The following is a 21,872-nucleotide window of genomic DNA, read 5'->3' as shown; positions in this document are numbered from 1 at the left end:
TTGTTTTTTTTTTAAGTTTTTTTTCCCTAACCCCTAAAAAACAACCCTTCAACAACCCCAACCCCCCCCCGCCAACAACTGTGGGCGGACCCGTTTTGGTTGGGGGGGGGGGGGGCCCCCCCCGGGGCGCCCCCACCCCATCAACTACTTCGAAACACCCCCTAGGCGCCGTCCGTGGTGATCGCGTCGATCGCGGCGGACAGCGTGGTGAGCACCTCGACGGTGCGCGCGAGCTGATCGCGGCCGAGTTCGTTTACGAGCCGTTCGGCCAGCACTTTGTGTTGCGGGTTGATGCGGTGCACCGCGGCCCGGCCCGCGTCGGTGACCGCGACGAGTTTCGCGCGCCGGTGGGCGGGATTGGGCTGGTATTCGGCGAGCCCTTTATCCACGAGCAGATCCGCGATGCGCTGGACGCTCTGGCGGGTGATGCCCATCTCGCGGGCGATGCCCGCGACGGGTAGCGGCGCACGCAGCACCGCACCGAGCACTTGCCACCAAGCGGCGGTCAGGCCCGCCGGTCGCGCCAGTTCCTCGGCCACGCCGAGGAACTGACCGTTCAAACGGAACGACGTGATCGCCGCCGCGGCGAACAATTCCTGTTCTGGGGTCATGCGTCGCCTCCCGATGCCGGCGATCCGGCCGGATCACCGACGATTCTCGCTCACGCGTGCTGCGCGTCGTATTCCGCCAGCACCGCCCATCCGGCCGGATCGGAGTGCGCGTACAACGCGTACCAGCCATCCAGCACATGCGGCTCGTACACGCAGAGCCTGCCGAGCACCTCGCGCGCGAACTCGAACGGCGCGCTCGCCCCGGCGGTGATGACGTCACCGTCGGTGACGGCCGGTTCGTCGACGTAGTGGTGCGCACCCGAATACCCGCTGTAGCGAAGGTATTCGGCGACGTTGCTGGTGTGCTCGCGAGTGTCGAGCAGACCCGCCTTGGCCAAGCCGAATGTCGCACCGCACATCGCGGCGACCGGAACACCGGCGTCCACGAACTCGCGTGCCTTGTGCGCGAACGGATCCAAGTGCGGCCCCTCCCAGGTGTCCGCGCCCGGCAGGATCAACATCGCGCTGTCCGCGGGGGTCAGCTCGGCGAGCACGACATCCGGCACGATGCGCATGCCGCCCATCGTCGTGATCGGCTCCACGGTCGGGCCGACCGTCTTCACCTGCCAGGTTCCCGGTTCCCGGTGCCAGCTCGGCTTGTTGATGTGCGCGGTCGCCGCGCCCACCTCCCAGTCGGCGAGTGTGTCGTAAACGGCCATGTGCACGGTCTTCATCATGACAGTATGCTGTCATATTTGACAGCATACTGTCAATGCGAACGATCGTCCGCACTGCCCGCGAACCGGCAACTACGCTGAACGCATGCGAATTTCGGTGGCGGCGGACGAGCGGGTCGGAGTGGCCGCGGAACTGGTCGACGAACTGGGCAAGCGCGGCCACCAACTCGTGTTGCACGGCGCGCTGTCCGACGAGGAACGCGACGACTGGGCCTGGGCCAGCGAAGCGGCCGCCCGCGATGTCGCCTCCGGCCACGCCGACCAAGCCGTCGTCTGCTGCTGGACCGGCACGGGCGCCTCGATCGCGGCCAACAAGGTCGCAGGTGTCCGCGCCGCACTCTGCGCGGACGCCTCGACCGCGGCGGGCGCCCGCACCTGGAACGACGCCAACGTCCTTGCCCTGAGCCTGCGTTCGACCTCCAGCGCCGAGCTACGGGAGATCCTCGACTCCTGGTTCACCACCGAACCGAGCTCGTCCCCGGACGACCGGGCCAACATCGCCCATCTCACCGACATCGAGCGCACCGCCGATGCCTGACGAAGCCTTCTCCGCGTAACGTGCGGCGTCGACAGCACGAAAGCGGACGCCCTCCCGCCCGCGATGGCGACGAAACCCGGCGATACGGTCGAGGCATGTCCGTGCAGAGCGCCGGTGGCACGTTCGGGAACTACTCGCTCGAACGCTTGCTGGGTCGTGGCGGCATGGGTGAGGTGTGGTTGGCACACGACCTTGAGGGCCGCGCCGTGGCGCTCAAGGTGCTGTCCGCGGCGTATACCGCGGATTCGCTCTATCGGCAGCGCTTCGAGCGGGAGGCGCGGCTGGGCGCTCGGGCGCGCGACCCGCACATCGTGCCCATCCACGCGTTCGGCGAGGTCGACGGCCATCTGTTCTTGGAGATGGCCTACATCGATGGCGTCGACTTGGGCACCCGGCTGCGATCGGGCGCGCTGCCGCCGGATCGGGCCGTCGACGTCATCGCCCAGGCCGCCGAGGCGCTGGACGCCGCGCACGCGGCCGGACTCGTGCACCGCGATGTGAAGCCGGGCAACATCCTTCTGCACACCAGCGGTTTCGTATATCTTATCGATTTCGGTATCGCCCGCGCCGCCGACGGCACCGCGCTCACCGCCACCGGGCTGGTGGTCGGCACGCTGGGGTACATGGCGCCGGAGCGATTCACCGGCACGGTCGATGCCAGGTCGGATGTCTATTCGCTGGCCTGCGTGCTCTACGAGACCCTCACCGGACAACCGCCCTACGGCGCGGGCGATCCGGCACAACAGATGCGGGCGCATCTGATGGCCGAGCCGCCGCGCGCCTCGCGGGCAGCCCACGGCGTCCCGGCCGCACTCGACGACGTCATCGCCCGGGGAATGGCCAAAGAGCCGGACGCACGCTATGGCAGCGCGGGGGAACTCGCCGCGGCGGCGTCGGCCGCTCTGGGCCGGTCCACGGTTGGGCGACCAGCCCCGCCTCTCCCGGCACCGGCCGCCCGCCCGCGAACTCGCGTCATGACCGCCGCCACTGCGGCGCAGCCGACGCCCGAGGTACGTTCACCCGCTCCGACCGGCCAGCTCCATCGTCGGCGAAAGCGCCGATGGATACCCGTCGCCGCAGGGGCGGCGCTCGTCGCCGCGGCGGTGTTGTGGCTGCTGGTAGGCGGCATCGGGTCCGCGCCCGTCGCGGGTCCGACAACCCGCGAAACCGCTACGCCGACCGATACTCCGCTGCCCCAGACCGGCGGACAACCCGCGAATCCAGGTACTGCCGTGCGCGACGGAAACTTCGCTTTCACCGTGACCGATGTGGGCTCCGGCGGCGGTTCCCGAACCATCGTCACGCTGACGGTCACCAACGTGTCCGACCGCGACCAAGTCCTCGACGTCACCGGTCAACGGCTGGTCACCACCGCGGGCCGCTCCGTCGCACCCGACGCGGCGGCCACCGCCGGACTCAACCCGCCCGGCGACGATTTCGCACGCATCGCGCCCGGCCGCGCCGGCACGATCCGGCTGGCCTTCGACCTGCCGGGCAAGAACAAGAACGGCAAGAAGAACGACAAGAAAGACGACGTTCCGAGCCACTTGATCCTGCACGGTGCACCGTCTTCACCCGGCGTCACCATGCCGATGTGACCGATCCCTGCTCAGGCGAGGGCTTGGTCGAGATCCTGGAGCAGGTCTTCCACGTCCTCCAGGCCCACCGAGATGCGGACGACGCCGTCGGACAAACCGATGGTGGCCCGGCCTTCGGGACCCATGGCGCGGTGTGTCGTGGTCGCGGGGTGGGTGATCAGGGACTTGGCGTCACCGAGGTTGTTGGAGATGTCGACGATGCGCAACCGGTTCAGTACTTCGAACGCGCGCTTCTTCGCCTCGTTCTCGGGTGCGTTCAGCTCGAAGGTGACCACGGTGCCGCCGCCGCTCATCTGGCCCGTGGCCAGCGCGTACTGCGGATGCGAATCCAGGAACGGGTATCGCACCCAGCTGACGGCCGGGTTGCTCTCCAGGAAGCGGGCGATCCGCAGCGCGGACTCCGTCGAATGGCGCACCCGCAGCGGCATCGTCTCCAAGCCTTTGAGCAGCGTCCACGCGTTGAACGGGCTCAGCGCGGGGCCGGTGTGGCGCATCAGCGTCTTCACCGGGCCGTCGATGTAGTCCGTGGCGCCGAGGATGGCGCCGCCCAGCACGCGGCCTTGCCCATCGATGTGCTTGGTGCCGGAGTAGACCACCACGTCGGCGCCGAGTTCGAAGCCGCGTTGCAGCAGCGGAGTGGCGAACACGTTGTCCAGCACGACCTTCGCGCCTGCCGCGTGCGCCAGCTCGCTCACCCGCCGCACGTCGACCAACGTCTGCATCGGATTGGCGGGCGTCTCGAAGAAGACCGCCTGAGTGGGCACGGACAGCGCCTGTTCCCACTGGTCGAGATCCTCGCCGTCGACGAAGACGGTCTCCACGCCCCAGCGCGGCAGTATCTCGTTGCACACCACGAAGCACGAGCCGAACAGGCTGCGCGCTGCGACGAGCCGGTCGCCGGCGCCCAGCAGCGCGCCCAGCGCGGTGAACACCGCGGCCATGCCGCTCGCGGTCGCGAAGCACGCCTCGGCGCCGTCGAGCAGGCGCATCCGCTCCTCGAACATGGCCACCGTCGGGTTGCCGTAGCGGGAGTAGACGAAATGTTCGACCTCGCCGGTGAACGCGGCCTCGGCGGCCTCCGCGCTCTCGTAGACGAAGCCGGAGGTGAGGTAGAGCGCCTCGGCGGTCTCCTCGAAACCGGAGCGCCGCAGCCCGCCGCGCACGCCGAGCGTCGCGGGGCCGACGCTCTCGGGCAGCGGCTTGTCGAACGCGCCGCCGGTGATCACGACTGCCGCCAGGGCAGTCCGAGGGCACGCCAGCCGGAGCCGCCGCGATGCCCGAATTCGTCGAGCGGGCCTTCGAAGCCCTCCAGCACGTTGTAGGAGGTGCGGTAGCCCGCCGAGGTGGCGGCGATCGCCGCGCCCACCGAACGCTGACCGGAGCGACAGAGGAAGACGACAGGAGCCTCGGGATCATGGCCGTCGAGCGCTTGCTTCAGCTGCTCGACGAACGTCTCGTTGCGCGCCCCCGTGGAATCGACCCACTCGATCAGCACGGTCGGCCGTTCGATCGGGCTCGTGTCGGGGACTCCGACGAATCTCCATTCCGCTTCCGTCCGCACGTCCACCAGGACGGCTTCCGGATTGTCCCGCAGCAACTCCCAAGCCTGCTGAGGGGTGATGTCACCGGCATAACTCATGTGCACCTCCTGCGAATCCGCACTTGCCGCGCCCGGGACCAGGGCGCCGCCAGGTCGTCACCCGGAGCACCCCACCGCGGAGGAGGGTTGCCGACCAGCAATGCCGGGGCTTGACACTGGTTCTCATGACCTTCGACTGAGATTGCACCGACCCGGGTCACCGTGTCAAACGGTGACGCACCCTGCGCGAACGCTCAGGTGCATACCAGCCACTTGTCGCCGGATCTGGCGAGAATCCAGGTCGTCGTCTTCTCCTGCCCGTCCACCTTCGTGGTGACGGTCGCCTTGCCCCGGTCGCCGTCCACCATGGGCGGGTCGATTTTCGTGATCTCGACGGGCTTTCCGGCGCCGTCCTGGCCCGCCAGCGGTGAGTGGGCGGCGTCGAAGCCCTGGCACGCGGTGCCGGGCGGCGGCACGGCGTCGCTGCGGTTGGCACCGTCGACGAAGTTTCGGACGGCCGCCGTGATGCGGTCGGCGTCTGTGACATTTTTCTCAGCGGGCGACAGCACACCGCCGAGCACGATCGCGATCAGCACGATCGCCGCGACCCCCGCGGCGGCGACGAACGGGACCACCGAGCGTTTATCGGTCTGATCGACCCGGATGATCTCGTCCTCGCCCGCGGTCGGCTGCTGTTCGGTCATGGCTCGATGATCCCTGGTCGGCGCCGGTATCGAGCGCTCGACCCCGGGCAATACACCGGCGCGGCGCCGACCAGGGGCGAGCGGCGGCGATAGACCGCGCGCGAGCGGGTAAGCGGCAATCGTGGCTGTCGATGGCATCCGTCGAGTTCACGCACCGACGCGGGGCGGCGTCGGCCATCCCGATAGAATCGCGGGACGGCGGCCTGCTGTCATAGCGAATCGGCAGCTCTACGCCGCGGCGAACGGAGCACCGTGCAGCCACGAGCCGGCGACGCCGGCGTCCGCACCGGACGGGTGCGACCGAGCCGGTGCGTCAACTTAGCCTAAGCTAAGCCCGACGTCATTAATTGTTTCGACCATAAAGGTGCGCGTAAAGAGATGACCGAACAGAGTGCAGTAGAGGATGGCGGTGTCCGCGAGCCCTCCGTGGTGACGCAGGCTTCCTCCTCCGGGCCTGACGCGCACACCGCGAAGACCCGCCCGCTCCGCATCGCGATCGTGGGCGCCGGACCGGCCGGGATCTACGCCGCCGACGCCTTGATGAAGTCCGATGCCGAGGTGTCGATCGACCTCTACGAGCGCATGCCCGCGCCGTTCGGCCTGATCCGCTACGGCGTCGCGCCCGATCACCCCCGCATCAAGGGCATCATCACGGCCCTGCACAAGGTCCTCGACAAGCCGCAGGTGCGCCTGCTCGGCAACATCGACTACGGCACCGACATCACCCTCGACGACCTGCGGGCCTTCTACGACGCGGTGATCTTCTCCACCGGCGCCAACGCCGACCGCGCCCTGCCGATCCCCGGCATCGACCTCGACGGCTCCTACGGCGCCGCCGACTTCGTCTCCTGGTACGACGGCCACCCCGACGTCCCCCGCACCTGGCCGCTGGAGGCGGAGAAGGTCGCCGTCCTCGGCGTCGGCAACGTCGCCCTCGACGTCGCCCGCGTGCTGGCCAAGACCGGCGACGAACTGCTGCCGACCGAGATCCCGCCGAACGTCTACAAGGGCCTGGTGGCCAACAAGGCCGTCGAGGTGCACGTCTTCGGCCGCCGCGGTCCCGCGCAGGCCAAGTTCACCCCGCTGGAACTGCGCGAGCTCGACCATTCGCCCACGATCGAGGTCATCGTCGATCCCGAGGACATCGACTACGACGAAGGCTCCGAAGCCGCGCGCCGTCACTCCAAGCAGGTCGACATGGTCGCCAACACGCTCGAGCAGTGGGCCATCCGCGACGCGGGCGACCGGCCGCACAAGCTGTTCCTGCACTTCTTCGAATCCCCCGCCGAGATTCTCGGCGAGAACGGCAAGGTCGTCGGCCTGCGCACCGAGCGCACCGAGCTCGACGGCACCGGCAACGTCAAGGGCACCGGCGTGTTCAAGGACTGGGACGTGCAGGCGGTGTACCGCGCCGTCGGCTACCTGTCGCAGAACCTGACCAACCTGCCGTTCGACGACCAGGCCGGCACCGTGCCGAACGAAGCGGGCCGCGTGCTCATCGACGAGAACGCCGACGGCGCCGCGCGCTACCTGCCCGCGACCTACGTCACCGGCTGGATCAAGCGCGGCCCGGTCGGCCTGATCGGCCACACCAAGGGCGACGCCAACGAGACCATCGCCTGCCTGCTGGACGACGCTCCCGGCTTCACCCCGGCCGAGCGGCCCGACCCCGAGGCCGTCATCGAGTTCCTCGAAGGCAAGGGCATCCCGTTCACCACCTGGGCCGGTTGGTACCGCCTCGACGCGCACGAACGCTCCCTCGGTGAGCCGGAGGGCCGCGAGCGCGTCAAGGTCGTCGAACGCGAGGACATGCTGCGCGCCAGCGAACCCCACAAGGTCTGATCACCCCGCAGTGACCCCCTCCGCCGCCATCGCGACACCCCTGCTGTGGCAGCGGAAAATCCGACCCTGAGGCATTCTGTACAAGTGTTCGATGCCCACCTGCACATTTTCGACCCGCGGTTTCCGCTGGCCGAGAACGAGGGCTACCTGCCCGACCCGTTCACCATCGCCGATTACCGGAAGCGCATGGCGCGCTACGACGTCACCGGCGGCGCCGTGGTCAGCGGGTCGTTCCAGGGCACGGACCAGACCTACCTGAAGGCCGCCCTCGCCGAACTCGGCGAGGGCTGGGTCGGCGTCACCCGGCTCGATCTCGACGCCTCCGACGAGGAGATCCTCGAACTGGACCGGATCGGTGTGCGCGCACTGCGTTTCAACCTCAAGCGCGCGGCCACCGACATCGCCGGAATGACGTTGCAGGCGCTGCGCGCGTACGAGCTGGCCGGCTGGCACGTCGAGGTCTACATCGACGGCACGATGCTGGCCTCGTTGCAACCGGTCATCTCCAAGCTGCCCGCGCTGTCGGTCGACCATCTGGGCATGTCCGCCGAAGGGCTGCCCTTCCTGCTGGACCTGGTCGACCGCGGAGCCAAGGTCAAGGCGACCGGTTTCGGCCGGGTCGCGATGAACGTCGCCGACACGCTGCGCCGCGTGCACGCGGTGAATCCGGAAGCCCTGATGTTCGGCACCGATCTGCCCGGTACCCGAGCCGGACGTCCGTTCCGGGACTCGGACGTGGATCTGCTCTGCGACGTGGTGGGCACCGACATGTACGCGGTGCTGGAGGACAACGCGCGCGCGTTCTATCGGCTCCCGGCCCGCGAGCGCGTCGTCCGCGAGGAGCCGGCCCCCACGCTGCCGCTGTACCGGCCCGAACCGCCGACCCTCCGGCTGCGCCGCGACGAACTCCCGGGAAGCCGCGCGGGCGACACGATCCCGTTCCCCGCCATCGATAGGTAGCGCTCAGACGGCGAACACACCGGCGAGCCACACACCGGTGGCAAGCAACGCGCCGAAGAGTTCGATCAGGATGGACAGTCCGACGCCCTTCAACGCGTGCACGGTCGCCTGCCACGCCTGTCGGTTGACGCGCAGCCGCTGGAGTTCCCAAAGATAAACGCCGAGAACGAAGCCCACGAACAGGCCGATCACCGGAATCACGAAGAAGCCGATGACGCCGAGTATCGCGCCGAGCAGGACCGCGCGGTTGGACACTCCCGCGTCCTTCATCCTGCGCCCCGGCCAGGTGTATTTGACGACGCCGGAGAGCACCAGCAGCACCGTGCTGATCGCGAAAACCGTCCAGGCCGTGGCGCCCCCGGTGAGAAAGGCCCAGACGGCGATGGCCGCGAAGATCAAGATGACGCCCGGCAGGATCGGCACGACGATGCCGACCAGACCGACCAGAATCGCGAGACCGGCGAGAAGGTTGTACCACCCCTGATCAGACAGCGCTTGCACACGTGCAGCCTAGGACCGGGCGACCGAACGGGCGACTCGTCGTCGAACCCGTCGTCCATCTGTCGTCCGGGTATGCCCCCGGCTCCGGCCCCGGCGTTATTGTCATACTGTCAATACAACCCTCCCGGCCGTGTTCGGGAGGACGCGCCGGACCGCCGGTGCGCTGGATCAACGACGAACCGAGGTAGGGCGTGAGCACTCCATCCACCGCCAAGCAGGGCCCGCTCGCGGGCATCAAGGTCATCGAGCTGGCCGGGATCGGTCCCGGTCCGCACGCCGCGCTGCTGCTCGCCGATCTGGGCGCCGACGTGGTGCGGGTGCAGCGTGCGGGCCAGCTGCCGGGCGGGTTCGACCGTCCGCAGCTGCGCGGCCGGACGATCGTCGAGGCCAACCTCAAGGACCCCGCCGACATCGAGAAGGTTCTCGGCCTCGTCGAGAAGGCGGACGTGCTGATCGAAGGCTTCCGCCCCGGCGTCACCGAGCGGCTCGGCATCGGCCCGGACGACGCGCTCGCCCGCAACCCGCGCCTGGTCTACGGACGGATGACCGGCTGGGGTCAGGAAGGCCCGCTGGCCGATCGCGCCGGACACGACATCAACTACATCTCCATCACCGGCGTCCTGCACGCCATCGGCCGCAAGGGCGAACGCCCGGTCCCGCCGCTGAACATGGTTGGCGATTTCGGCGGCGGCTCGATGTTCCTGGTGTTCGGCATCCTCGCCGCGCTGGTCGAGCGGCAGCAGTCCGGCAAGGGCCAGGTGATCGACGCGGCCATGGTCGATGGCGCCCTTGCCCTTTCGCACATGATCTGGGGCATGCGCGGCGCGGGCGCCTGGTCCGATGAGCGTGGCGTGAACCTGCTCGACACCGGAATGTCGTTCTACGACACCTACGAAACCTCCGACGGCAAGTACATGGCGGTCGGTGCGATCGAACCGCAGTTCTACGCCCAGTTGCTCGCCGGACTGGAGATCGAGGCGGACGGCCTGCCCTTCCAGCTCGACCCCGCCGGTCAGGAAACGCTGAAAAAGCTTTTCGCCGAGCGTTTCCGGACCAAGACCCGGGACGAATGGGCCGAGATCTTCGTCGGCACCGACGCGTGCGTCTCTCCCGTGCTGACATTCGACGAGGCGACGCGAAACGAGCACATCGCGGCCCGCGGCTCGCTGCTGGAGCTCGACGACATCACCCAGCACGCCCCCGCGCCGCGATTCTCCCGCACTCCGAACGGGATTCCGACCCCGCCGCCCACCACCGCCACCCCGATCGAGACGGTCTGGGCCGACTGAGCGTCGAGCGGGGTGGCATGGCGCCACTCCGCTTCGCGGCTGATAATTGAAACTTTTAACATACCAACCGGTTCGACAGTTTGGCACCGGGCCTGCCATACTGTCCGCGAGCAGGTGGCTTTCGAGAATCGCGAACCTCGTCCGGTCCGCTCCTTGACCGCTGCTCGAGCTGGAGGCCTCCGCGCCGTGCGAGCTTCTGCACACCGCCCGAGCACGACGAGGGCCAGCCCCGAGGGGTGGCCGGCCGATCGTGCTCGGCGGTGCTCGGAGGGGACATACCGCCTGCGGAGGCTCTCCCCAGCGACGAAATCGCCTCAGTAGCAGGTCAACGGCGTCAACGGGTCGGCGGCGCGTGGCGTGAGCGCCATATAGGCGGACGCGATGGCCTTGACCGCCAAACGCAATTCGGGTTCCTGGTGGGTGAACGGCAGCCGCAGGAACCGTTCGAACGCGCCTTGCACGCCGAATCGTGGCCCGGCGGCGAGTAATACGCCATGGTTGGGAGCCGTGGCCGCCAGCGCCGTGGAAACCGAGGTCGGCAGCTGTGCCCACACCGACATGCCGCCCGCGCCGACGGTGACGCGCCAGTCCGGCAGTTCCTCGGCGAGCGCGTCGAGCAGCGCGGCACGCTGCGAACGCAACTGGTCCCGGCGACGGTCGAGGATCACCTCCGCGTGCTCGAGCAGGTGCACGGTGGCCAACTGGTCCATGACGGGGGTGCCGAGGTCGACCGTGGAGCGGATGCCGAGCAGCTTGGTGATCAGCGCCTGGTTGGTCCGGATCCAGCCGACGCGCAGACCGCCCCAGAACGATTTCGAGGCCGACCCGATGGTCACGATCTCGGATCCTCTGGCGAAAGCGGCGACCGGCGGCGGCGGGTTGTCCGCACCGAGCCCGAGATCCGCCATGGACTCGTCGATCACGATGGTCATCCTGGTGTCCCTGGCGATGGCGGTCAGTTCGGCGCGGCCGTCGGCGTCGAGCAGCAGGCCGGTCGGGTTGTTGTAGTCCGGCACCAGATAGGCCAGGCTGGCCGCGGTCTGCCGCGCGGCACTGCGGACGCCGTCGAGATCCCAGCCGCCCGCCGGGTCCTCCGGGCGCAGCGGCACCGGCACCGGCCTGGCGCCGACGTCGCGGATCGCCTCGATGGCGTTCGGGTAGGTCGGGTGGTCGATGAGCACGCGGGCCGCGGGCGCGGTGAGCACGTTCAGCAGCAGGCGCAGGCCGTGCTGAGCGCCGAGGGTGACCAGGATCTGATCGGGCTCGGTCGGCAGCCCGCGCGCGGTGTAGCGGCGGGCGATCGCCTCACGGAGTGCCAGCACACCGACCGGGTCCATGCCGTGCGTGCCGAGGTAGGCGGGAATGCCCTCCAGGGCAGCCGAATACGCGTCCTGCATCTCCAGCGGGGCGGCCATGGCGGCATAGGTCATGTCGACGGTGGGCAGTTCGGGCGAGCCCATCATGGCCAGGATGCTCCGCGCCGGCTTGACGCCGTCGTGCTGCACGTCGCGGGGCAGGGCCACCGTGCTGCGCGAGCCCTGGCGGCTGATCAGGTAGCCGTGCTCGCGCAACAGCGCGTAGGTGGAGGTGATGGTGGTGCGACTGACCCCGAGGGTGCCGGCGAGATCCCGTTCGCTGGGCAAGGCGACACCCAGCGGCGCGCGCCCGTCGTGGATCAGCAGCCGGATTCCTTCGGCGAGCGCCAAGTAGGCCGGGCGGGTGGAGCGCCGCCCGGCCGAATCCGGATCGCCGTCGTGCGCGTGCCGCCAATGGCCCAGATCGCGAGCCAGGCTGCCCGCGCCGATCACTCTTGTCGCCATACGGTCCAGTATCGGCCGATTGGATATTTATTGGCAAGGCCAGTGGCGCGCACCCTGACGGACATGATGCTCGCCACCCTGCTCCTGACCGCCTTGCTCGGCTGCCTGATCTACCGATTCGCGCCGGAACGCGACACGCGCACCTTTCGCCTCGAACGCTTCCACCCCGCGACACCGATGTCGGACCAGCCCCTCTCGTACTACGACCACCAGCGCCGATACTCCGATCTCGCGGCGATCTACGGCCGTGGCGACGTGCCGGACCCGGACCTGCCCAGTGGCGCGAACCAGCCGGGAGCGGGTCGAGGTCACGGCTCATCGAAGGCCAGTTCCGGAAAACTGGCCTTCTCATTGCGAACTTGTCGGTCCCGCGGTGCAGACTTGGCTCATGAGTGACGCCACTCGCCTCGCCACCGATCGTCCGGCGACCGAGGCCGCCGAGCCCGTGGCCTCCGGCCCTCCCGCACCGGACCACCCGATCGTGGCGACGCTGTTCGACACCGCGATCGGCTGCTGCGCGATCGCCTGGAGCGAGCGCGGCGTGATCCGATTCCAACTCCCCGAGGCGAGCCCGGCGGCCACCCGCGCGCGCATCACGCGCGGTCGCGCGGGGCACCCGGGCGAGCAGATCCACGAACAGGCGCCCACCGAGGTCGTGGCCGAGGCCATCGCGGGCATCCGCGCCCACCTCGCGGGCGAACTGGACGACCTGCGCTGGATCGCCGTGGATACCAGCGGAATTCCGGAGTTCCACCGCGCCGTCTACGCCGTCACGCGCGCCATCGACCCGGGCCACACCCTCAGCTACGGCCAGGTCGCCGACCGCGTAGGCGCGCCCGGCGCCGCCCAGGCGGTCGGACAGGCATTGGGCCGCAACCCGATTCCCTTGATCATCCCTTGCCACCGCGTACTGGCCGCCGACCATGCTTTGCACGGCTTCTCCGCCCCCGGCGGCATCGACACCAAGCAGCGCCTGCTGACCATCGAGCGCACACCTGGATTCGGCGAGCCCACCTTGTTCTGAACGACCATCACCGACCAGTGCGTCCTGTTCTCGGAGTCATGGATACGGCACGTCCGATGAATTCGTGTACTTCGCTTCATCCCTCTGAGCGAGACATCGGCAGCACCCGCCGATCCAGAGCGAAAGCGCCACCACCCCCTCCACCGCACACGACTGGGCTGTGATGCGCGATTTCATGCGCGGCGAGACGCTGCGGCCCGAGGACTGGTCCGGCGTTCCCACTCTGGTGACCGCAGGCGGCAAATCCGACGCACTGCGCCGGAAGGGAGCCCGCGCCATCGCCGCGATACTTCCCGACGCCGTTTTCCGGGAGATTCTCCGGCTCAGCCATAATCCGAACATTGGGTTGCTCGCCCCGTCGCCGGTTCGTTCCGCACCGGCGCCGATCAGCCCGCCGGCTACTACGCGCGGCTCAGCGCAAGGGATGCGCGCGGAAGAATTCGCACGCGTCCCCGGTGATGTAGCCGTCCTCGCAGCCGAAGTACGTCTGGATGCAGGCGTTCGTCGAGCAGCCGAGTTCGATCAATTTCTGCCTGATCCGGGCGTTGCGCTCCTGCGTCGTCTCGGTCTTCGTCGCCACTGTCGCCGAGGGACGCGCGGAACTGGTGACCGGTTGCGGCTGTCCGTCCGAGCACCCGGCGGCCAAGACCAGACCCGCCGCCGTGGCAGCGATCACCGCGGCCGCTCGCAGCGTCATTTTCCGCTCCCGGACTCTCCGCGCATCAGCGCGCCCAGGGACTCGCGATCGGTGACGTCCATCTTGATGCAGGCCCGGTAGAGATGGCCTTCGACGGTGCGCACCGAGACGGTGAGCCGGTCGGCGATCTGCCGGTTGGACAGGCCCGCGGCGACGAGGTTGGCGATCTCCCGTTCCCGCGCGGTCAAGGGCAAGGGTTGTGCGGCCTGCCGCAGCGCGGGGGTGCTCGCTCCGCCGCAGGCGGCGGCGAGCCGGTTGGCGGTGGCGGCGGACTCCAGCAACTTGCGCCGATCCCCGGCTCGCTCGTGGGCCGAGGCGGCCTGCGCCGCGGCGTCGGCGGCCGACAACAGCGCGCCGATGCGCTCGAATTCGGCGGCGACCGAGTCCAGCCCGGGTCCGTCGTGGTCGGCGAGCGCCACCGCGTGCCGAGCCTGCGCCTGTACCAGCCGTCCTTCCACTCGCTCGGCCAGTTCCGCCAGTCGTCCGGAGACGGAATGGTCGCCGAAGCGGGCCGCGGTGTGCAGCGCCATGGCCTCGATGGCGTGCTGATGCGAGCGTGCGGCCGCGTCGGCGGCGCCCACCGCGATGCGGATGGCAGGCGTGACGGTTCCTTCGGCGGCGGCCAGCCAAGCGCGCGCCACTTCCAGCTGCGGTTCGTACACGGCACTGTGCCTGCCGCCCCGTGCGGTGGCGTGCGCGATCGACTCGGAGGCGTCGCCGGCCCGCCCGAGCGCCGAATACGCCTCCGCCAGACGGATTCGCGCGGGGAACATCCACGCGGCCGCGCCCTCCGCGGCCAATGCGGCCAGCGCCTGTTCCAGATTCTCGATGCCGTCCAGGAACCGGCCCTGCGCCACATCGACGGTCCCTTGCAGGATCTTCGACATGCCCCAGGCCAGATACTGGCCCGGCGAGGAGTAGCCGACGAATGCCCCGGCGCAGCGCCGCGCGGCCTCCAGATCGCCGGCGAAGGTCAGGGCGAGCACCTCGGCGTGCGTGGACATGAAGCGGTTGAGCCCGTCGATGTGCGCTTCCACCTCGTGCCCACGGGCCGCGTACTGCCTGGCCGCTTCCCCCTTGCCCATCAACGCCGACGCCAGGCCGCCGCCGAACGACGCCCACCACACCGCCCACGGCGGTGCGCCGTCGGCGGACATCACCGTCTCCGCCTCGGCGATCGCGTCGTCGACCCGGTTCTCGTTGACCAGACTCGCCGACGCCAGGCCGGTGAAGATGGCCGCGATCTTCGGATGCCGCACCTTCGCGCGCACCAGCTTCAGCACCTCGTCGGCGCGATCGGCATCGCCCATGGCCCACAACAGGTTCGCCACCCTGGTGCTGCCCCAGCGCGCCAGCTGCACCTCGTCGAGTTGGTCGGGGTCGAAGCTGGCGAGGGTGCGCTCGGCCTCGATCCGGTGCCCCTGCCACAGCAGGGCGCGCGCCAGCAGGTCGGCGGCCTCCACGCCGCCGCGCCGCTCCACCGCTGCGCGGGCGAAGCGCTCGCCCAGCGGCAGATTCGCCAATCCGATCGCGTCGGCCGCCGCCGCCTCGAACAATTCCAGATCCGCGGATTTATCACTGTCCAGCGCCAATTCGGCCAGGCGGATGCGGTCGGCGGCGGAGTTTATCCGGCGGTCCTTCAGCGACGAATACAACCTGCCGCGCAAACGCCGCGCCGAGGCGATGCCGAGCCTGCGGCGGATCACCTCACCGAACAGCGGGTGGTTGTAGCGCACGATCAGATCTTGGGAATTCTCCACCACCCGGATCACCCCGCGCGTTTCGGCGGCTTCCACCGCGTCCTCGCCCGCCAATTCGGCGAGGACGTCGAGATCGATCGGTTCGCAGAAAGTCAGCAGTTCCAGCACCCGCAGCACCGGCTCGGGCAACTGCTCGACGCGGTCCTCCAGCAGCGCGGCCAGCTCCGAGGTCACCGCCGCGCGCCCACGCAGTTGCCACACGCCGTTGACCTGACGCAGCGTGCCCGCCTCCAGCGCACCCTCCACCAAATGCCGCAGGAACAACGCGTTTCCGGCGGAGGACTCCCACATCAGATTGGCGGTGAACCCCTCGAGTTGCCCACCGAGCATCGATTCCACCAGTTCGACGCTCTGGCGCTGGGTGAACGGGCGCAGGTCGATGCGCGTCAGATGGCCGTCTTTCCACAACGAGGTGACCGCGTCCGGCACCGGGACTCCGCTGCGCACGGTGACGACGATGTGCGCGGCTTTGTCGATGGCCAGTTGCAGCAACAGCGTGGCGGAGAGCTGATCCAGCAGATGCGCGTCGTCGACCCCGATCACCGTGTCCCCGTCGGCGAGCAACGCCTCGCGCGCCGCCGACATGAACGTGACCGGATCGTGCGCCGTATAGACGCCGACCATATGTGCGAACACCCCCAGCGGAATGCTGCGCGCCGACTCGGTGCCCGCCACCCAGCGGACATTGCCGCCGATCGCGGAGGTGGCATGCCGGGCCAGGGTGGTCTTGCCCACCCCCGCGTCACCGGTCAGTACCACGCCGACGTGCCCCGGACCGGTCAGCGCCGCACGGATCGCCTCGAATTCGCTCTCGCGCTCGATCATCGGCCAGTTCCGAGCCATGCTCTAACTGTAGTTCTTCACCGATCATGATCGAAGCCGAGCGAGCACGATAGATGTGGCGAATTTCTGGTGATCTTGCCGAATTTCCGCTGGCCCACGCGGAATTCGAACAGGTTCTAGTCGAGTACGTCGTGCCGGACGATGGTCTGATCCCGGCCGGGACCCACGCCGATGCAAGAAATCCTGGCGCCGGACAGCTCCTCCAAACGCAACACGTACGCCTGGGCGTTGGCGGGCAGCTCCTCGAAGGTGCGCGCGCCGGAAATATCCTCCCACCAACCGGGCATTTGCTCGAAAATCGGCTTCGCGTGATGGAATTCGGTCTGCGTGGTCGGCATCTGCTCGACTCGCTCGCCGTCGATCTCATAGGCGACGCAGATCGGCACCGTCTCGAGACTGGATAGAACGTCCAGTTTGGTGAGGAAGTAGTCGGTGATGCCGTTGACCCGGGTGGCGTAGCGCGCGATCACCGCGTCGAACCAGCCGCAGCGGCGGGCGCGCCCGGTGGTGACACCGACCTCGCCGCCGGTCTTGGCCAGGTAGGCGCCGAACTCGTCGAACAGCTCGGTCGGGAACGGTCCGGAACCGACCCGGGTGGTGTAGGACTTCAGGATGCCGAGCACCGTGTTGATCTTGTTCGGTCCGATGCCCGCGCCGACCGCCGCGCCGCCCGAGGTCGGGTTCGACGACGTGACGTACGGGTAGGTGCCGTGGTCGACGTCGAGCAGGGTGCCCTGCGAACCCTCCAGCAGCACCGTCTCACCACGCTCGAGCGCGAGGTTCAGCTTCAGCCTGGTGTCGGCGATCCGGTGCTTGAAACTGTCCGCCTGGGTCAGCACCTCGTCCACCACCTGCTGCGGATCCAGCGCGCGGCGGTTGTAGATCTTGACAAGCACCTGGTTCTTGAACTCGAGCGCCGCCTCGACCTTCTGGGTGAGGATCTTCTCGTCCAGCACGTCCGCGACGCGCACGCCGACGCGCGCCACCTTGTCCTGGTAGCACGGCCCGATCCCGCGGCCGGTGGTGCCGATCTTCTTGTTGCCGAGGAAACGTTCGGTGACCTTATCGATGGCCACGTGGTACGGCATGATCAAGTGCGCGTCGGCCGAGAGCAGCAGCCCGGAGGTGTCGACGCCCCGCTGCTCCAGCCCCGCCAGCTCGTCCAGCAGCACGCCGGGATCCACGACGACACCGTTGCCGATGACATTCGTCACGCCCGGGGTCAGGATGCCGGAGGGGATCAGGTGCAGGGCGAAGTTGTCGCCGTTGGGCAGCACCACGGTGTGACCCGCGTTGTTGCCGCCCTGGTACCGGACCACCCAGTTCACCCGACCACCGAGCAGATCGGTTGCTTTGCCCTTCCCCTCGTCGCCCCACTGGGCGCCGATCAGGACGATTGCCGGCATGGTCGTGTCTCCTACGGTTCGACAGGCAACACTGGTGTGTTGCAGCTACCTGCCGTACTGAGGCGGTGGCCGGAAGCACAGTCTAGCCGACCCGTCCCCGGCGGCATCGCAGCGCATCTCGTCGTAGGCTCGACAACCGTGTGGTCGCGGCCGGGCAGGGCTAAGGTTGCACGGCACGCCGAGCGGCAGCGCGGCGGGCACGGGCGAGCCGCGGCTCGGGTTCGCCCGCCAATGGCGAGGGGCCCGACGGTGTCGGCTCGAACCGAGGAGGGTGTACGGCAGCTTGAGTACCCATGTTCTCCGCTGCGACGGCGCCCCCGTACCCATCGCGCTCGCGGCGCTGCCGACCACCCAGACGGCCGCCATCCCCGATCCCGCCGTGATCGACGAGTTGCTTCCCGTGCTGGCCGCCGACAGCCTGCCGCGCCTGATCGTGCTGGGTGAGGACGCCGCGCTGGCCGCGGTGCTCACCCATCTGATGCGCACCGAGCGCCTGCACGTGGAGATCGGGTACGTGCCGGTCGAGAAGACCTACGCCGCACGCGCCTACCAGACCGGCACCGGCAACGCCGCCGCCAAGCGCGCCATCGGAGGCAGCGCCGTCGAGACGCCACTGGTGCGCGACGACACCGGCAAGGTGCTCGCGGGCCGGGCGGTGATCACCGGCATCGGCGGCGAGCGGCTCGAGGGTGAGGCTTATGTCGACGACACCCTGCTGTTCTCCGGTGACGTGACGGCCATGCTCGTCTCGCCGTGCCTCGAACCGCCCGGGGTGCGGGCGGCCGTGCGGCGAAGGTTCCGCAAACGGCGCTGGGTCGAGGGGCGAGCGGCGCAGCTCGGCACGCCAGGCGCCATCGTGACCAGGGACGGCGTCCGCACCGATCGCCCGGTGCCGCGCTCGAGTTTCTACCGCCATCACGAACCCTGGCTGCTGGTGCGATGAGTTTCCCGACCAACCGCAGAGCGCGTGCGGTCCGGCCGAGCCCGGTGTTCCTGCTCGTGGCGGTCGTGACCGCGGTCGGCGGCGCGCTGGCCTGGGACGCCCCGCTGGACTCCACCAGAGCCAAGGCCGGTGTGTTCGTCCTCGTGGTCTTCGGTTGGGTGGTCTCGCTGTGCCTGCACGAGTTCGCGCACGCGTACTCGGCGTGGCGCGCGGGTGATCGCGAAGTGGAGTTGCGCGGCTATCTGACGCTCAACCCACTGAAGTACAGCCATCCGCTGCTGTCGATCGTGTTGCCGATGGTGTTCATCGCGCTCGGCGGGATCGGCTTGCCCGGCGGCGCGGTCTACGTGCACACGCACAATGTCGCGCCGCGCACGCAGCGGATCATCAGCGGCGCGGGGCCCGCCGTGAACGCGTTGTGCGCGGTGTTGCTGCTGGCGACCGTCCGGATCTGGGGCAGCTCGGCCACTCATCCCGCGTTCTGGTTCGGCGTCAGTTTCCTTGCCTTCCTGCAGATCACGGCGACTCTGCTGAATCTGATCCCGCTGCCGGGACTGGACGGCTACGGCGTCGTCGAGCCGTCACTGAGCTACCAGACCCGGCGCTCGCTCGACCAGTTCAAGCCGTTCGGCATGTTGATCCTGTTCGCGCTGCTGTTCACGCCCGCGATCAATCAGGTGTTCTTCGACGCGGTGTACGCGCTGTTCGAACTGTCCGGTGTTCCGTCGAATTGGTCGCGCTACGGCGGCTACCTGACTCGGTTCTGGACCTGATCTCCGGCGACTCGCCGTACACGTGGGCGCGGGACCGCCCGGTCGGGTTGCCGGGCGGTCCCGCTTCTTCGCCGCTTCCGATCCGCCCCCCTTCCGGCTGCCACACCCCTTGGCCGGAAGGTCCTTTCGTCCACGTGCGAAGTGGTCGACCGCGATACCCCGCGACTCGCGGTCACATCGCAAAAATACGGCGGGATGACGCGCGGAACCCGAGTAGCGGACTACCCGAAGATCGAACTTCGGGCGCGCCGCACCGGAATCGGACCACGGTGGCAGGCAAGAATGTCCGAATACCGCTGAGTAGTAGGGCTTCAGACCTCGGGCCGCACGTAGGGGTTCTTGACCGTCGGCGGCAGCAGGGCAATCGCCGAGATACGTTGCACGCCGCACACCTGCATCAGGTCTACCAGCGTCGAACGCACCTGCGCGAAGACGACGTGCGCCGAAAGGCCCGCGCCGGTTACCAGTTCCGGGCGCGCGCCCTTCGCGACCGAGCGCAGTACGCGGGCCGCCTCGGCGCGGTCGGGTTGGTCGCCGGGGTCGGCCAGCATCATCCGGCGCACCACGTCGACGGCCTGGCCCAGGCGCTCCACCTCGTCGATCAAACCGGGGTGGAGGATTTCGTCGTCGCGCACCAGAGTCAGCGAGCGCCGCAACAGGACTCGGGTGTTGCGGATGGCGTTGTCCAGCGGATCCGCCGTGGCTCTGATGCGTTCGAGCCGGGGACGGGAGTTCCAGTACAACGGCGAGATCCGGCTGATCTCGCGGCCGCCTTCCAGGGTGGCGCGCAAGGAGTCGATCTGCGGCTGAGTGGCGCGCATCGCGGTGAGCGCGCGGTGCACCTTCTCCGGATCCTGTTCGAGCAGTCCGTCGGCGCATTCGGTGATCGATCTGCCCATCACGGCGAGGATGTCCCCGGCGAGCGTCCGCGCCCTGCGCACTGGATGCAGGGGGATCGCGGCGACCACCACCACGCCGACCAGTCCGCCGACCAAGGCGTCGATCATGCGGGAGAGACCGCCGCCCGCCGAGGGCGGCAGCAACGTGGCGACCAGCACGGCGGAGCCCGCCGCCTGCACGGTGATGACCGGACCGCCGTCCAGGAACACCGCCGCGGCCATGGCAACCGCGACCACCAGCGCGATCTGCCATATGCCGGTGCCCGCGTGGGAGATGAACAGATCGCCGATGCCGATGCCGACCGCGACCCCGACCACCAGTTCCACCGAGCGACGCAGCCGCGCGCCGAAGGAGATGCCCATCGACACCACGGCGGCCGTCGGCGCGAAGAACGGCAGCGCGTGGCCGATGACGTGATGCGCGAGGAACCAGGCCAGCGCGGCGCCGACCGAACACTGGATGATCGGCAGCGCCGACCGGCGCAGCCGCGCCCACGAGGTGCGTAGCCTCGCCATGCCGCTCGCGCGGGCCACGCCGAACCGGGACATCGGGTCGAACGCACCCGTCACCCGGCCGCTACCTACCATCGAATCGCTACGCGGTGCTCCGATCACTACGACTCAGTCGAGGCCCAGCTCCGCGGCCGCCTGAGGGTCGCAGTCTTCCAGCAAGTCGAGGCAGCGAGCGTACTCGTCGGTCTCGCCGATCACCTTGGCGGCGCGGGCCAGCGCGCCGACGCTGCGCAGGAAGCCGCGATTGGGTTCGTGGCTCCACGGCACGGGACCGAAGCCCTTCCAGCCGTTGCGGCGCAGTAGATCGAGGCCGCGGTGGTAGCCGGTGCGGGCGAACGCGTACGCGGCCACGATGTCGTGGTTGACCGCCTCGTCCTGGGCTTCGCCACGAGACAGCGCCGCCTCGGCGAGGTACGCCCAGGCGATCGAGGCGGCCGGGTGCTCGGCCGCCACCCGCACCGGATCGGCGCCGTCGAGGAGCGCGTCCTCGGCGTCGGAGAGTTCTGGTAGCAATACCGGTTGCGGTCCGAGCAGGTCACCGAACGAGGTCATGCGGTTCATTGTGCACCGCACGACGGTTTGCTCGACAGGCGACCGCCTCGCCTCCTCGTCACGGCGTAGGCCGAACACGGAGGTCAGGTGACGGGCCGGCATTCGTTCGGCTCGACGTGGGCTGATGCCGGACCTCGCCGGGCCGCGCCCATTAGGCTGGCCGTCGAGTTCAAACAGTTCCGCTTAGCGAGGGGTGTGCGTGTCCGACCCGAACGACGAGAAGAGCACGGCGCGAGACAGCGCCGGACCGGCCGACGCCGCCGGGGCCGACGCACGCCCCGAGGCCGCCACCGAACGTATCCCCGCCTCGGGCAAAAGCGGTTCCGCTTCGTCGGCTGCCCCC

21 protein-coding genes and 1 riboswitch are annotated in these 21,872 nt (G+C 68.9%); of the genes, 9 read left to right on the top strand and 12 right to left on the bottom strand.

All coding sequences use genetic code 11. The features are described from left to right. Positions 1 to 161: 161 nt before the first annotated feature. Together ACIHAX_RS07655 and ACIHAX_RS07650 are read right to left on the bottom strand one after the other, a co-directional pair. Positions 162 to 611, bottom strand: a complete 450-nt coding sequence (locus ACIHAX_RS07655; RefSeq protein ID WP_364424637.1) for a helix-turn-helix domain-containing protein — start codon at positions 609 to 611, stop codon at positions 162 to 164. A 50-nt stretch (positions 612 to 661) separates the two neighbouring features. After that, entirely contained in the window at positions 662 to 1,285 is a 624-nt protein-coding gene (locus ACIHAX_RS07650) for a type 1 glutamine amidotransferase family protein (protein ID WP_364424865.1), read from the bottom strand. Between the two features lie 88 nt (positions 1,286 to 1,373). On the opposite strand from ACIHAX_RS07650, the gene ACIHAX_RS07645 reads away from it, so the two are divergent. Next, complete coding sequence (locus tag ACIHAX_RS07645) at positions 1,374 to 1,826, top strand: RpiB/LacA/LacB family sugar-phosphate isomerase (protein WP_355071565.1); 453 nt, start codon at positions 1,374 to 1,376, stop codon at positions 1,824 to 1,826. A gap of 95 nt (positions 1,827 to 1,921) precedes the next feature. Next, positions 1,922 to 3,424, top strand: a complete 1,503-nt coding sequence (locus tag ACIHAX_RS07640) for a serine/threonine-protein kinase (protein ID WP_397276342.1) — start codon at positions 1,922 to 1,924, stop codon at positions 3,422 to 3,424. Between the two features lie 11 nt (positions 3,425 to 3,435). Here the strand turns inward: ACIHAX_RS07640 and ACIHAX_RS07635 are convergent, their stop codons facing one another. The 3 genes from ACIHAX_RS07635 to ACIHAX_RS07625 form a co-directional block, all read right to left on the bottom strand. Next, complete coding sequence (locus ACIHAX_RS07635) at positions 3,436 to 4,650, bottom strand: O-succinylhomoserine sulfhydrylase (RefSeq protein WP_355071562.1); 1,215 nt, start codon at positions 4,648 to 4,650, stop codon at positions 3,436 to 3,438. After that, a complete protein-coding gene (locus tag ACIHAX_RS07630; RefSeq protein ID WP_355071560.1) occupies positions 4,647 to 5,063 on the bottom strand; it encodes a rhodanese-like domain-containing protein in 417 nt (138 codons plus the stop codon). Before ACIHAX_RS07630 ends, ACIHAX_RS07635 begins: the two co-directional genes overlap by 4 nt. Positions 5,064 to 5,077: 14 nt before the next feature. Then, a riboswitch (SAM riboswitch) is annotated at positions 5,078 to 5,194 on the bottom strand. Between the two features lie 63 nt (positions 5,195 to 5,257). Next, entirely contained in the window at positions 5,258 to 5,707 is a 450-nt protein-coding gene (locus tag ACIHAX_RS07625; protein WP_397276340.1) for a hypothetical protein, read from the bottom strand. Positions 5,708 to 6,085: 378 nt separating this feature from the next. On the opposite strand from ACIHAX_RS07625, the gene ACIHAX_RS07620 reads away from it, so the two are divergent. Further along, positions 6,086 to 7,549 (top strand): FAD-dependent oxidoreductase, encoded by a 1,464-nt coding sequence (locus ACIHAX_RS07620; protein WP_364424645.1) that lies wholly within the window; start codon positions 6,086 to 6,088, stop codon positions 7,547 to 7,549. Between the two features lie 84 nt (positions 7,550 to 7,633). Then, positions 7,634 to 8,509 carry an amidohydrolase family protein gene (locus ACIHAX_RS07615; protein ID WP_364424647.1) on the top strand — a complete coding sequence of 292 codons (876 nt, stop codon included), beginning with the start codon at positions 7,634 to 7,636 and terminating at the stop codon, positions 8,507 to 8,509. Between the two features lie 3 nt (positions 8,510 to 8,512). Here ACIHAX_RS07615 and ACIHAX_RS07610 read toward each other — a convergent pair whose 3' ends face one another. After that, positions 8,513 to 9,010, bottom strand: coding sequence for a DUF456 domain-containing protein (locus ACIHAX_RS07610; protein WP_355071554.1), 498 nt, complete (start codon positions 9,008 to 9,010; stop codon positions 8,513 to 8,515). A 191-nt stretch (positions 9,011 to 9,201) separates the two neighbouring features. On the opposite strand from ACIHAX_RS07610, the gene ACIHAX_RS07605 reads away from it, so the two are divergent. After that, complete coding sequence (locus ACIHAX_RS07605) at positions 9,202 to 10,299, top strand: CaiB/BaiF CoA-transferase family protein (protein WP_355071553.1); 1,098 nt, start codon at positions 9,202 to 9,204, stop codon at positions 10,297 to 10,299. 314 nt (positions 10,300 to 10,613) lie between these two features. On the opposite strand, the gene ACIHAX_RS07600 is transcribed toward ACIHAX_RS07605, so the two are convergent. Further along, positions 10,614 to 12,119, bottom strand: a complete 1,506-nt coding sequence (locus tag ACIHAX_RS07600; RefSeq protein WP_355071551.1) for a PLP-dependent aminotransferase family protein — start codon at positions 12,117 to 12,119, stop codon at positions 10,614 to 10,616. A 63-nt stretch (positions 12,120 to 12,182) separates the two neighbouring features. Here ACIHAX_RS07600 and ACIHAX_RS07595 point away from each other — a divergent pair, with 63 nt between their 5' ends. After that, positions 12,183 to 12,515 (top strand): hypothetical protein, encoded by a 333-nt coding sequence (locus ACIHAX_RS07595; protein ID WP_397276336.1) that lies wholly within the window; start codon positions 12,183 to 12,185, stop codon positions 12,513 to 12,515. Next, complete coding sequence (locus tag ACIHAX_RS07590; protein ID WP_397276334.1) at positions 12,508 to 13,143, top strand: methylated-DNA--[protein]-cysteine S-methyltransferase; 636 nt, start codon at positions 12,508 to 12,510, stop codon at positions 13,141 to 13,143. The genes ACIHAX_RS07595 and ACIHAX_RS07590 overlap by 8 nt, the downstream gene beginning before the upstream one ends. A 412-nt stretch (positions 13,144 to 13,555) precedes the next feature. Here the strand turns inward: ACIHAX_RS07590 and ACIHAX_RS07585 are convergent, their stop codons facing one another. The 3 genes from ACIHAX_RS07585 to ACIHAX_RS07575 all read right to left on the bottom strand — a co-directional run bounded on the left by ACIHAX_RS07585 (position 13,556) and on the right by ACIHAX_RS07575 (position 17,849). Then, complete coding sequence (locus tag ACIHAX_RS07585) at positions 13,556 to 13,840, bottom strand: hypothetical protein (protein ID WP_355071546.1); 285 nt, start codon at positions 13,838 to 13,840, stop codon at positions 13,556 to 13,558. Continuing rightward, the gene (locus tag ACIHAX_RS07580; RefSeq protein WP_355071544.1) at positions 13,837 to 16,443 is read right to left on the bottom strand and encodes a LuxR C-terminal-related transcriptional regulator; all 2,607 of its coding nucleotides are present in this window, start codon (positions 16,441 to 16,443) and stop codon (positions 13,837 to 13,839) included. Before ACIHAX_RS07580 ends, ACIHAX_RS07585 begins: the two co-directional genes overlap by 4 nt. A 116-nt stretch (positions 16,444 to 16,559) precedes the next feature. Continuing rightward, positions 16,560 to 17,849 (bottom strand): adenylosuccinate synthase, encoded by a 1,290-nt coding sequence (locus ACIHAX_RS07575; protein WP_355071542.1) that lies wholly within the window; start codon positions 17,847 to 17,849, stop codon positions 16,560 to 16,562. A gap of 283 nt (positions 17,850 to 18,132) precedes the next feature. Here ACIHAX_RS07575 and ACIHAX_RS07570 point away from each other — a divergent pair, with 283 nt between their 5' ends. Further along, positions 18,133 to 18,792: a hypothetical protein gene (locus ACIHAX_RS07570; RefSeq protein ID WP_355071541.1), complete on the top strand. Its 660-nt coding sequence runs from the start codon at positions 18,133 to 18,135 to the stop codon at positions 18,790 to 18,792. Beyond that, positions 18,789 to 19,565, top strand: coding sequence for a site-2 protease family protein (locus tag ACIHAX_RS07565; protein ID WP_397276331.1), 777 nt, complete (start codon positions 18,789 to 18,791; stop codon positions 19,563 to 19,565). The genes ACIHAX_RS07570 and ACIHAX_RS07565 overlap by 4 nt, the downstream gene beginning before the upstream one ends. A gap of 311 nt (positions 19,566 to 19,876) precedes the next feature. Here ACIHAX_RS07565 and ACIHAX_RS07560 read toward each other — a convergent pair whose 3' ends face one another. After that, positions 19,877 to 21,013, bottom strand: coding sequence for an FUSC family protein (locus ACIHAX_RS07560; RefSeq protein ID WP_355072111.1), 1,137 nt, complete (start codon positions 21,011 to 21,013; stop codon positions 19,877 to 19,879). Between the two features lie 72 nt (positions 21,014 to 21,085). Further along, positions 21,086 to 21,529 carry a DUF3151 domain-containing protein gene (locus tag ACIHAX_RS07555; protein ID WP_397276329.1) on the bottom strand — a complete coding sequence of 148 codons (444 nt, stop codon included), beginning with the start codon at positions 21,527 to 21,529 and terminating at the stop codon, positions 21,086 to 21,088. Positions 21,530 to 21,872: the final 343 nt, after the last annotated feature.

It is taken from the genome of Nocardia sp. NPDC051929, from assembly GCF_044548645.1.
In the GTDB taxonomy this organism is placed as follows: domain Bacteria; phylum Actinomycetota; class Actinomycetes; order Mycobacteriales; family Mycobacteriaceae; genus Nocardia; species Nocardia sichangensis.
This window is presented reverse-complemented; position numbering and strand designations above follow the sequence as displayed.